An 11,849-nucleotide genomic window follows, 5' to 3' on the forward strand; every position below is an offset into this window, starting at 1 on the left:
GCGGGGCGAGACAGAAATTTGCTGCCGCTCGATCTTGATAGTGGCGCGCTTCCGACCAAGCTGAACGCTCTCTATCTGCGTGACGACGCCACCAGCAATGAAGTCAGTGGTATGAACCGCTCTCCTGCCTGAGTTATCTCCCCCTCCCTGAAGCCCAATCTGTACGACGAAGCCTATTGCGATCATTTAGCCTCGATCGTCGGGCCTTAGGGCGGCATCAGCACTCTCCCACCGCCTTGCGCCGCCCGCCCCCCGGTTTCGTCGCTCCGTCCATGACTTGAGGCGCGAGGACCGCAGAGACGAGCTGTTGCAACGACGTCATCGACAGGCACATCGAAACAGGCAAGGGGCCAAGCCGTCCCGATCGCAGCTTCGCCACATCGGTGTACGGCTAGCAGCCCGGCAGTCGCGATGCGTCGAGCCTGGACACGGTGATGAACAACCGAACCGAGAAGGCGCGCTGGTTGTCCCGCGAGGCGGTCGGGCCGTAGCGAACCCGGACGCCAGAGCCCTGTGTTCAGCGCTCCTCCCTGAAATACGGCGTACCCAAAGCCGCAGGTGCCGCCATCAGGCGCCGCATGCCGGGCAAAAGCATGGCCGGGACAATCATGAACAGGATCGTCCCGAGATAGGGCGTCATGTTGAGAATGGCCGGAGGAATGGGCCATCCCTGCGCCTGCCCAAAGAAACTGAGCGACATGACCAGCCCAAACAGAAGCGATGAGGCCGCTGCAAAGACAGGCCGATAGCCGCAGAAGATGACAAGCGCGACCGCGATCCAGCCCCGCCCGGCGATCATCCCCTCGGACCATACCGGCATGACTGAAAGCGTCATGTCTGCACCAGCAAGACCGGCAAGCGCGCCACCGATCACCACCGCCCAGAGGCGAAAACGCCTGACAGGAATACCCACAGCATCGGCTGCACCGGGATTTTCGCCCACCGCTCTCAGGCTGAGACCCAGTCGGGTGCGAAACAACCCCACATGGCAAAGAAGCGGCAGAAGCCCAAAAGCGAGATAGACAAACGGGCTTTGATCGAAAAACTTTCCGATGAGCGGCAGATGCGACAGGATGGGAATTGGCCATGAGCCGAAACTCGCCGCGACAGGCAATCCGGCGACGTTGTGTCCGATCACCGCACTCAACCCGAGACCCAGAAAAGTCAGGGCCACGCCGCACAGCGTCTGATTGGCCGATCCATTGACCGTAGCAAGTCCCAGCACGAGTGCCCCACCGGCTCCGACAGCGAGGGCTGCTAGGCATCCAAGCCAGGGCGACAGCGTCGCATCGGCAGCCAGAACTGCCGTGACGGCCCCAAGAGCCATCAACCCCTCTACGCCGAGATTGATGACTCCAGCCCGCTCGGCCAGAACTTCACCCTGTGCGGCCAGGGCGAGGATGCTTCCATAGGCCAAGGCATGAAGGACGAGAGAAATCCAGAGGGTCATTTCTGCGTCTCCAGCCGCACATAGGCTACAAGCTCGTCGCTGACGGCAATCGCGAAGACCAGCAGCCCGGTAATCGCCAGAACAGACGACGCACTGACCTGAAGCGTCTGAAGCACGATGCCGGTATTGAGAATGACGGCCATGAGAAACGCCGCCGGGATCAGCGCCAGTGCCGATTGCCGTGCCAGCAGCGCCACGACGATACCCAGATAGCCATAGCCATGGGCCAGCCCGCCCTGAAGGCGATGCACCGTACCAAGCGCCTCCATCATGCCGCCGAGACCGGCGAGCGCACCCGAGAAAACAAGCGCCAGGAAGAGGCGTGGCGCCACCGATACCCCGGCGTAATGCGCGGCCTCGGGGTTGGACCCGCTCAGTGTCAGCTCGTAACCGAAGCGGCTGCGACCGAGCAGGAGACCGAGTGCCGTAACCAAAGCCAGGGCCAGAGGGCCGCCCCAGTGAACGACGCCGTAAAGGGCAGGCATCGCAGCGTGAATGCGCTCGCTCGAAACCTGCGCGCCCGTCACACGATCGGCCCAGGGGCCTGTCACGAGATAATAGACCAGATAAGACGCAATGAAATTCAGAAGCAGCGTCGTGATGATCTCGCTCACACCGAGCCAGGCCCGCCCGGCAGCCGGAACGGCGCTCCAGCAAGCTCCGGCCAGTATGCTCGCGACAGCGGCAAGCGGCAGAGTGACCAAGACCGGAAGCGGGAGAAAAAGCCCGACTGCCGTCGCCGCCGTCGCTCCGGCGAGAAACTGCCCTTCAGCGCCGATATTCCAGAGCCCGGCACGCAAGGCCAGCCATACAGCGGCCCCCGTCATGAGCAGAGGCGTCATGTAGAGAGCGAGGTTTTCAAGCCCGAATTCGGTGCCGAACGTGGATGTCACGACAAGCCTCGCAACCATGCCGAGTTGCAGACCAAGCAGCATCAGCACGAAGGCCAGCACCAGAAACACAAAGCAAAGGGCCAGAGCCCGACCGACGAAAATCCGTCGGGGCGGCACGACCGAAAGGCGGATACGACGGCTCATGACAGCGCCTCCCCGTTCCGACCGCTCATCAACGCGCCGATACGACCGCGATCATATGAGCCTCTGGGGACGACAGTCATCAATTTGCCACCGCACAACACGGCAATACGATCGCACAGCGCCATCAGCTCATCGAGATCTTCCGACACCAGCACCACCGCCCTGCCCTCGTCTCGGATATCGGCCAGGGTTTCGCGCATCAGGGCGATAGCCCCGATATCGAGACCCCGGCTCGGATAGGAAGCCACAAGCGCCCGGTGACTGATCATACGTTCTCTCGCCAGAACAAGACGCTGCTGATTACCGCCGGACAAGGCGCGAATAGGCGTCGACGGATCGGCGAGACTGACCTGCGCCCGCTCGAGCAACGAGCGGGTAAAGCGTAGCGCCTCGTTAGCGTGATAGGCCAGCCGCCCACCGATCGGACTGGCACGAAACAGACGCATGACGGCGTTTTCGGTCACACCGAGCGCAGGTGCCAGTGCCTTGTGCAGGCGGTCTTCGGGGACATAGCCGATCCCTGCCTCGCGAAAGGCATTCGGGCCGCGCCCACGCATGTCCCTGCCATCCACGCGAACATGACCGGTCTCGGAGGAACGTAACCCCGTCAGAAGATCGGACAGCTCCGACTGACCATTGCCCGTAACCCCGGCAATGCCGAGAATTTCGCCTGATCGGATCTCGAGCGACAACGGATGCAGACGAACCTGCCCGGCCCTGTCACGACAGGACACGTTATCGAGCACGATCACCGTCTCGTCGTCAGTTCGCTCCGTCTTGCGCGGATAGTCGCTTTTCTGCTCGACGGGACGCCCGATCATTTCTGTCACGAGCGTTGCGGGATCAGTCTGTGCAACGAGATGCGTGCCACAGACACGCCCATGACGAAGCACGGTGACACGATCGGCTAACGCCATGATCTCGTCGAGTTTGTGACTGATCAGAATGACCGCGCCACCTTCATCGCGAAAGCGACGCAGCGCGGCGTAAAGCTCACCGACCTCTAGCGGGCTCAACACGGCTGTCGGCTCATCGAGAATCAGCAGCCTTGCACCACGCGACAGAACACGTAGGATTTCCACACGCTGCTGCTCGCCCGACGTCAGGCTGTCGATACTCGCACCCGGTCTGATATCGAGACCGAAGCGCGTGGCTTCAGCCTCTGCGCGACGCGTCATGGCCGAAGCCGAGAACCGAAAACCCGTCTCGCGCCAGCCAAGCGCCAGATTCTCCGCAACCGTAAAGCGCGAAACCAGCTTGAAATGCTGATGCACCATGCCGATCCCGGCGACAATCGCCGCCTCGGGACTTTCGAAACGAACGCCATACCCGTCGAGAATCAACTCACCCTCATCGGGCTGGTAAAGACCCGTCACGATATTCATCAGGGTCGATTTTCCGGCCCCGTTCTCGCCAAGCAGAGCGTGAATTTCGCCAGGGTAGAAATCGATCGAGACATCCTTGTTGGCGACGACGCCGGGGAAATATTTTGCGATACCCGAGAGCGTCAGAAGCGGCGGCGCCCCTGCGGGCAGATCTGCAGGACGGGTCTCGGGATGATGAAGGAAGTCAGACAAGCCCCGACACTCCCTCGACCTGCCAATTCCAGTGAAAGATTTCCATATCGGTCATGGTCTGGCCTGCCGGGACGCGTATCTGTCCGTTCGAATCCTTGATCGGTCCAACGAAAGGCGACCAGCCTGCCAGCATCCGATCACGCGCGGCATCGGCCTCTCGCTGTACCGCAAGCGGCACACGGGCGCCCCAGGCGTCACGATCCACCCCGTGGCCAAGGGTCAGGAACGTGCCCCTAGGGCGCCATGTCCCTGCAATACGGGCAGCGATGGTCTCGCGATAATAAGATTCGAAATCGAGCACGACCGAGCTGACATAGGCTTTTGGCCCGAATTGCCGCATGTCGGTGTTCCACATGGCCGCCCAGACATTGCGCTCTTCGGCGACACGCAGATAGCCGGGATCATCCATGATGCCGCACAGGAAATCGCAGCCACTATCGATCAGCGCGGCCCCTGCCGACGCCGCTGCCTGCGGGTCGAACCAGGAATTGATCGAGATGACGCGCATGGTCGCTTCGGGGTTGACCGAGCGCGCGCCCAGCAGCGTGGCATTGGCACTGGCGATGACCGAGGAAGTAGGGAAAGACGCCACATAACCGAGGCGCCCGTTGCGGCTCAGACGCGCTGCGGCGATGCCGATCACGTAGCTGGCATACCAATGAGTGATGTAATACCACGCCAGATTGCCTGTAACCGCATTGCCGTCACATTCCAGAAACCCGACATCGGGCGCCTGATCGGCAACGTCCTTGATGAAGTCTCCATAATTCGAGGTCGAAATGACCATCTGTGCGCCTTCGGCAACGAATTGCCGAAACAGGCGCGTGGCATCGGCCGAATAGGGTACGCTTTCGACATAGAGCGAGCGCATTTTAGGAAAATGCACCTTGAGCGCCCGTATGGCCTTGTCGTGCATCTGCGACCAGCCGCCATCGTTGACGGGGCTGGTATGACCGAAAGCCACGAGAAGATCTGCTTCGGCAATAGGCGCAAAGCGCGGCTTGGCCGCTGCTGCGAGAGGCAAGGCCGCGAGCGGGGCTGTCGCAAGTAGGGAGCGGCGGGTCAGGAGCGACCGGGGCTTCAATGACACGCGGCGATCCCGGGCATGGTAACGAAACCGGGCAATTGTCTCACCTTTCTGACGAAGCGCCTGATGGCGGGATACAGATCCATGCTGATACCGAGATCGCGCGCCAAACCGGCAACCGGGAAGACGGTAATATCGATGAAGCCGATAGACGCCCCGGAGAGCCATTCCTGCCCTGCGAGGTACGCCGCGCTCAAACGATCTTCGAGCGCACGAAAAATCAACGTCACCGCATCCGTTTCCGCCTCTTCGGGCATTGTCGCACCAAGGGCCTGACGCCGCGCCTGCGAGAAGCTCTCAAGAGCCTCAAGAGCCCATTCGAGCGCCTGCCGTGAATCGGCCTCCGGCCACAGGCTCTCGACAGTGGGCAGACGGGAAAAATGATGCAATATCTCATAGAGCCCGACGCAATAGAGGCCCTCTCCATCGCCTAGCGTTGGACCGAAGATTTCGGCGCGACGATCGGTCTGGATCGTGAGCGGAATAGCAAGCAGAGATGCGGCAAGACGCGCCGCATAGCTGCGCTCATCCATCACCCAGCCATTAAGACTCAGCATCGTATTTCTTCCAGGGAATCACGCAGATCGAGCAGCCACGCCGCCGCTTTGGCACGCGCGGACACATCATTCACAGCCAGATGCACCATAGTGACACCCTCCTCGGGGCTGTGTAACGCCAGAAGCCGATCGGAAGACTGGCGCCACTGCCCCGTATTCAGAACGAGCGCCTCACGCAACGCCGCCAGCTTCGCGCGTATGGCAAGGCTGCGCACCCCGTGCCAGGTACCTTCCGCTGCGGGTACGAGCGGTCGGTCCACTTCATTTTCCATCGCGATCCAGATCAGTCCGGCCTTCTCCTCGACATGGAAATTGCGGGTGCGGATGGTCGAGGGCGGGTTGAGTGAGGGATGAGCCGGGATGGCCCTGCAACGCCCTTCCCGATCGTACTGCCAGCCGTGATAAAGGCAGGCGAGCCGGTTATTGCGTATGAAACCGAGGCTCAGCCGAACGCCGCGATGCGGACAGCGATCCTCCCAGCCATGAACCATGCCCTCTTCGTCACGCCAGAGCACAAGTTCCTGCCCTTCATGACGCACGGGCACGATATCGCCGAAAACGACATCCATCGACAGCGCGACCGGGATCATGCCTCCGCCTCTCGCCAGCGCGAGACAACGCAACTGGCAGGACCGATCACGCAGGCCATCACGAACATGCCGACAAGCGCATGAGCCCCGCGCAGCAGGAAAACGATCTCATGACCTTCCATCCGTTCCGGAGTCATGTCGATACACAGAAGACGCGCCCGGCTTTCGGCGAACTCCCGAAACGCCGCGACATCGAAACGACCGAAAAGATGCAACGTGATCGAACTGGTCATTCCTTCTCCGGGTCGGATGCTGGCATTGGCCACGATCCTGCCAGTAATAATTTTTTTGACAAGGGAAATACCGCTACTAATGTAACCGGGCACGCAACGAATGAGAGGATCGGCAGGATGCAGGGTTCACAAAGCGCCGATCCGGTCTCCACGCGGCAATGGTATCCTCTTGGGATGGTCGAAACTTTGACGAACACCGCCGTCGAGACCTGCCTTCTCGGCGAGACCGTGCGCTATCGCCTCGACGAATGCGGACAGACCGAAGCCCGTTGCGGCGATCATCTGCTGCCGAGCCGCGCCCGCTACGGGCTTCTCTGGACCACGCTCGACGCGGATCCCGGTTCCGACGACCTGATACCCCGCATTCCTGAGGCGGATGAACCTGACAGAAATCTGGTCTGCTGCGGCTCTATCGCAGTCAAGGCGTCGGGCCTGCGTGTGGTCGAGAATTTTCTGGACATGGCGCATTTCCCCTTCGTTCACACCGATATTCTGGGGGCAGAGCCCCATACGGAAGTCGAACGCTATGCCGTCGAGACACGCGAGGAAGGCCGTGAAATCTGGGCCACGGAATGCCGCTTCTTTCAGCCTCAGGCCGCTCTCTCGGCCGAAGGCGGGCTGATGACGGATTACATATATCGTATCGCCGCCCCGTTTTCGACACTGCTTTACAAAACCAGCCCCGACGACCCGGAACGCAAGGATGTCATTGCGCTGTTCGTTCAGCCCATGACACCCGGCACCTGCCGCGCGCATCCCGTCATGTTTCTGCTCGATAACGAGTCCAGCCACGATGCTCTGGTAGAGTTTCAACAAATGATCTTTCTTCAGGACCGGGTCATTCTCGAAAACCAGCGTCCCGTGGCCATGCCGCTCGATGCGGCAAGCGAGATACCGACTTTGGCCGACCGCTCTTCAGTGGCGTATCGTCGCTGGCTCAAGGCGCAAGGCGTCACTTTTGGCGCCGCACCAAGCGGCAATGCGACGCAAAGCCACACATCTTTCTCATGATTGAAGGCAACATCATGACCGGAACAGTGAAGGAAGCCGATCTGGCATTCCTGCGTAAGTCCTTTGAAGTCGCCAACCAGTCTCGGCTTGCGGGCGATCACCCCTTCGGTGCGGTTCTGGTCGATGATCGGGGCGAACTCGTCATGAGCCAGGGCAATGGCTACAGCGCCGAGGGCCATGACATGACAGCCCATGCAGAACGTCTTCTGGCTAGCCGCGCCAGCAAATCCTTCGCACCCGAACGCCTTCGTGGCTTCACGCTCTACAGCTCCGCCGAGCCTTGTGCCATGTGCGCAGGCGCCATCTACTGGGCGGGGATAGGGCGCGTGGTTTACGGTCAGTCCGAAGCGCATCTGAAAGCCATGACCGGCGCGCATCCAGAAAACCCGACGCTCGATCTCCCCTGTCGCAGCGTCTTTGCCGCAGGCCAGACCGCCACCGAAGTGATCGGCCCTCTCCTGGAGGAGGAAGCCGCAGCCCTTCAGCGCAGCTTCTGGCAAGAGCAGCCCTAGGCTTTTTTCAGCCCGCTCTTTTTATGAGATGACGATCCGGGTGGCCGCAGGCCCGGGACAGGGTCAGCGCGGATAACTCTCTCTTTCTTCCGAAAGGTGTTTTCCATGTCCCCCTCTCTGCTTGTCACCGATGCCTGTCTCTATCTCGATCGCGGCCTCGAAATTCCACACGGCTGGATCCATCTCGAAAATGGACGTGTCGCCGCCTATGGCGCCATGACAGCCCCCATGCCACACGCAGCCCGCGTTCTTTCCGCCGGAGGGAGACTGGTGACACCGGGCATGGTGAATGCCCATCACCACATGTATCAGAACCTGACCCGCGCCTATGCGCCTGTCGTCAACGGCACGCTTTTCGAATGGCTTCAGGGACTTTACCCGCTCTGGGCGACGCTGGACGAAGAGAGTGTTTATCTCTCATCCTATGTCGCCATGACCGAATTGCTGCTCGGTGGCTGCACGACGTCGATGGATCATCACTATGTCCATCCCCGCCGCAGACTGATCGACGCGCAAATTCGGGCGGCAAAGGATATCGGGTTTCGCTTTCACGCCACGCGCGGCTCCATGACGCGCTCGGTGAAGGATGGCGGGCTGCCCCCTGACAGCGTGGTTCAGAGCGAAGACGTCATTCTTGAAGACAGCGAACGCCTGATCGGCCTCTATCACGACCCCAATCCAAGCGCGATGACGCGCGTCGCCCTTGCTCCGTGTTCGCTTTTCAGCGTGTCCGAGACGATCATGAAAGAGAGCGCGCTCATGGCCGAACGCCATGACGTGCGGCTTCATACCCATCTAGCCGAGGATCATGACGAAGACGTTTATTGCAAGGAGGTCTATGGCTGCACCCCCACAGAGTATTTCGAGCGATCCGGCTGGGCCAGCCATCGCTCCTGGGTGGCGCATTACATCTATCCGACTGGCGATGAGATCGATCGCCTCGCCCATAAGGGCGTCTGCGCCGCGCAATGCCCATGCTCGAACATGATGATTGGCGGTGGCTCGGCCGACGCGATGGATCTGCGCCGGCGCGGAATGAAAGTCGGTCTGGGCTGCGACGGCTCGGCCTCGACCGATCACGCGTCTCTCTGGCTTGAGGCCCGCATGGCGCTTCTCCTGGGGCGTTATCGCAACGGCCCGCATTCCATGACGGCAAGAGACGCGCTCGATATGGCGACCAGAGGCGGAGCGGCCTGTCTGGGCTGGGAGAACGAAATCGGTCACCTGCGTCAGGGAGCCTGTGCGGATCTGGTGATCTGGCAACTCCCCGCCGTATCGCGCGCCGGTGCGCTGAGCGATCCGGTCGAAGCCCTGCTGCGCTGTGCCCCTGCGACAGCCTGGTACACCATCGTCAATGGCCGCATTCTGGTTTCGGATGGTCAACCCTGCCAGAGCGGGCTGGAAACAGTACTTCGCGATCACGAGCGGGCAGCGAGGCGCATGCAGAAACTCGACTGATACGGGGCGTTATCGCGAGGGCGCAAACCACACAGAGGGTTAAACCTTGCGTGATCGACGTCTTTACGGGAAACCGCGCCTCGTCATGCGTCGTTTGCGAGGCATAAGAGAAAAAACCGTACTGCCCCGTAGCGCCGGGCAATTTCGAGGCAAATCACGGGGTCAAGCGGCAATAGTTTGTCGCTTGATACAGTATTTCGGACGGCTCCAATCCTGTCGGCACGAGCAGGTTCTTTGATCGGGCCGATTGCTAAACCGGCTTCAATCGTTGATGTTCATGGAATAGTCCATTTTTTCGAAATTTCGGGATCCGAGCCTCCTATGAGCCATGATACGCCCCTGATCGGCATACTCGTTATTGGTCTGGGGCTCGCCTTTATCCTTGGCACTATCGCCCAACGGATACAAATTTCCCCTTTGGTAGGATACCTGCTTGCCGGAATTGCGGTCGGCCCCTTCACACCGGGCTATGTGGCCGACCAACCCCTCGCCTCCGAGCTTTCGGAAATAGGCATTATCCTGCTGATGTTCGGCGTGGGGCTGCATTTCTCGCTCAAGGACCTAATCTCGGTCAGAGCCATTGCAGTGCCGGGCGCTCTACTTCAGGTAGTGGCGTCAGTCTCCATCGGCGCAGGTTCTGCTTGGCTTCTTGGAATGTCTATTGGCGCCAGCATCATCTTCGGCATCGCATTGAGCGTCGCAAGTACCGTCGTGCTTTTGCGTACGTTGCAGGAGCAGCGGCTGATCGAGACGGAGAGAGGCAGGCTCTCGGTCGGATGGCTGGTCATTCAGGATCTGGTGACAGTTCTGGCACTGGTTCTGCTGCCGCTATTCGCCCCCATCATGAAAAGCGGGGCGCATGAGGCAATCAATATCCCAAGTCTCGCGCTCACCATTGTCCTGACTCTGGGCAAGGTCGCGGCCTTCATGGCGCTGATGCTGGTGATCGGGCGCCGCGTGATACCGGCCATTCTGCACTACGTCGCCCATACCGGCTCGCGTGAGCTTTTTCGTCTTGCCCTGCTGGCGCTGGCGCTGGGCGTCGCCTTTATCGCCACTGAGTGGTTCGATGTCAGCTTCGCGCTTGGTGCTTTCGTCGCAGGCATGGTGTTGAGCGAGTCCGAACTTTCTCATCGAGCTGCCGCCGAGACCCTCCCCTTGCGCGACGCATTTGCCGTGCTGTTCTTCATTTCGGTCGGCATGTTGTTCAACCCGCTTGTCCTGATCAGGCAGCCGTTACCGCTGCTCCTGACCTTTCTGGTGATCCTGGTCGGTACGCCTCTTGCCGTCATCGTCATTTTGCGTCTGCTGCGCCAGCCTTGGAACACGACGCTCTTCATCGCCAGCGGGCTCGCCCAAATCGGTGAATTTTCATTCATTCTTGCAGCGCTCGGCATGAAAATGGGGGTGCTCGACGCCCGTGCGCAGGATCTGATTCTCGGTGCGTCGATTCTGTCCATTTTGATCAATCCGTTTATCCTCATGGCGACACAGCGCATCGAAGCCTGGATCACCCGACATAGTGTGACGCCCGTCGTGCCCTCGCAGGATGAGGCCGGCATTCTGCTGCCGCCGCCTACTCCCACTCATCTCGAGAACCACGCGGTGGTGGTGGGCTGCGGTCGGGTGGGACGGCTCGTGGTCGAGGGCCTGATCCAGGCAGGCTGGCCCGTGCTGGTGGTGGAAACGGGCAAGCTGGCGGACAACTTTGCCGCCAGCGAGACGATCGAACTCCTGGTGGGCAATGCCGCTGAAGCTCGGACTCTGAAAGCCATGGCGCTGGACAAGGCGGGCCTTCTGATGGTCGCTATTCCCGAGCCTTTCGAGGCCGGTCAAATCATCGCTCAGGCGAAAGCAATCAATCCCGATCTCACGGTCATCGCCCGTGCCCATTTTGATAGTGCCGTAGAGCATCTCAAGGAGCTTGGCGCCGATCACGTCATCATGGGTGAACGCGAAATGGCTCTCGCCATGCTTGCCATGACAGCGGGCGATCTTCCCTTCGATTCACGCCCCCCGCTGAGCGACCCGTCAGCTGATTAGGCGGTCGAGCCGGTCTCGTCCTGAGAAGAGACACAAGGCGCCTGCGCAACCCGGAAAGGGTTCTCCGGAGTAGATTCTTTCGGTGGGCTATGTGACGAAATATGTCAATTGTGGCTTTTCTGACATAGTCGTCAGGATCGAAATGAGGCACGCCGGGTTTTCACATTGCTGTCATATCTTAAGCCGTAAACAGTGCTCAACAGTGACAAATGTCACGGTTCCGCACTGACCTGATCGAGGCCTCAACCCTCCTTTCTGATCCTGAACGCGCGGAACTGTAACCGAACGTTGCTG

General features: G+C 60.3%; 11 protein-coding genes. 4 read left to right on the forward strand and 7 right to left on the reverse strand.

Annotated features, from left to right (window positions below; genetic code table 11):
* Window positions 1-517: 517 nt before the first annotated feature.
* From ABHV46_RS01765 to ABHV46_RS01795, 7 genes are read right to left on the reverse strand one after another with little or no spacing between them, the layout of a single operon-like run.
* Window positions 518-1,450 carry an ABC transporter permease gene (locus ABHV46_RS01765; protein WP_438382462.1) on the reverse strand — a complete coding sequence of 311 codons (933 nt, stop codon included), beginning with the start codon at window positions 1,448-1,450 and terminating at the stop codon, window positions 518-520.
* Entirely contained in the window at window positions 1,447-2,487 is a 1,041-nt protein-coding gene (locus ABHV46_RS01770; RefSeq protein ID WP_438382463.1) for an ABC transporter permease, read from the reverse strand. The genes ABHV46_RS01765 and ABHV46_RS01770 overlap by 4 nt, the downstream gene beginning before the upstream one ends.
* Window positions 2,484-4,064, reverse strand: a complete 1,581-nt coding sequence (locus tag ABHV46_RS01775) for an ABC transporter ATP-binding protein (RefSeq protein WP_438382464.1) — start codon at window positions 4,062-4,064, stop codon at window positions 2,484-2,486. Before ABHV46_RS01775 ends, ABHV46_RS01770 begins: the two co-directional genes overlap by 4 nt.
* The gene (locus ABHV46_RS01780) at window positions 4,057-5,154 is read right to left on the reverse strand and encodes a BMP family ABC transporter substrate-binding protein (protein ID WP_438382465.1); all 1,098 of its coding nucleotides are present in this window, start codon (window positions 5,152-5,154) and stop codon (window positions 4,057-4,059) included. Before ABHV46_RS01780 ends, ABHV46_RS01775 begins: the two co-directional genes overlap by 8 nt.
* Window positions 5,145-5,708: a glutathione S-transferase family protein gene (locus ABHV46_RS01785; protein ID WP_438382466.1), complete on the reverse strand. Its 564-nt coding sequence runs from the start codon at window positions 5,706-5,708 to the stop codon at window positions 5,145-5,147. The genes ABHV46_RS01780 and ABHV46_RS01785 overlap by 10 nt, the downstream gene beginning before the upstream one ends.
* Entirely contained in the window at window positions 5,702-6,298 is a 597-nt protein-coding gene (locus ABHV46_RS01790; protein ID WP_438382467.1) for a Rieske 2Fe-2S domain-containing protein, read from the reverse strand. The genes ABHV46_RS01785 and ABHV46_RS01790 overlap by 7 nt, the downstream gene beginning before the upstream one ends.
* Window positions 6,295-6,531 (reverse strand): hypothetical protein, encoded by a 237-nt coding sequence (locus ABHV46_RS01795; protein WP_438382468.1) that lies wholly within the window; start codon window positions 6,529-6,531, stop codon window positions 6,295-6,297. Before ABHV46_RS01795 ends, ABHV46_RS01790 begins: the two co-directional genes overlap by 4 nt.
* A 117-nt stretch (window positions 6,532-6,648) precedes the next feature.
* Between ABHV46_RS01795 and ABHV46_RS01800 the strand changes: the two genes are divergently transcribed.
* From ABHV46_RS01800 to ybaL, 4 genes are all read left to right on the forward strand, one after another.
* Complete coding sequence (locus ABHV46_RS01800; protein WP_438382469.1) at window positions 6,649-7,542, forward strand: aromatic ring-hydroxylating dioxygenase subunit alpha; 894 nt, start codon at window positions 6,649-6,651, stop codon at window positions 7,540-7,542.
* Window positions 7,543-7,556: 14 nt separating this feature from the next.
* Window positions 7,557-8,054, forward strand: a complete 498-nt coding sequence (locus ABHV46_RS01805) for a nucleoside deaminase (protein ID WP_438382470.1) — start codon at window positions 7,557-7,559, stop codon at window positions 8,052-8,054.
* 105 nt (window positions 8,055-8,159) lie between these two features.
* Window positions 8,160-9,512: an 8-oxoguanine deaminase gene (locus tag ABHV46_RS01810; protein WP_438382471.1), complete on the forward strand. Its 1,353-nt coding sequence runs from the start codon at window positions 8,160-8,162 to the stop codon at window positions 9,510-9,512.
* 321 nt (window positions 9,513-9,833) lie between these two features.
* A complete protein-coding gene (gene ybaL, locus ABHV46_RS01815) occupies window positions 9,834-11,555 on the forward strand; it encodes a YbaL family putative K(+) efflux transporter (RefSeq protein WP_438382472.1) in 1,722 nt (573 codons plus the stop codon).
* Window positions 11,556-11,849: the final 294 nt, after the last annotated feature.

Origin of the sequence: Asaia sp. BMEF1 (genome assembly GCF_051628905.1) — a bacterium.
Lineage (GTDB): Bacteria > Pseudomonadota > Alphaproteobacteria > Acetobacterales > Acetobacteraceae > Asaia.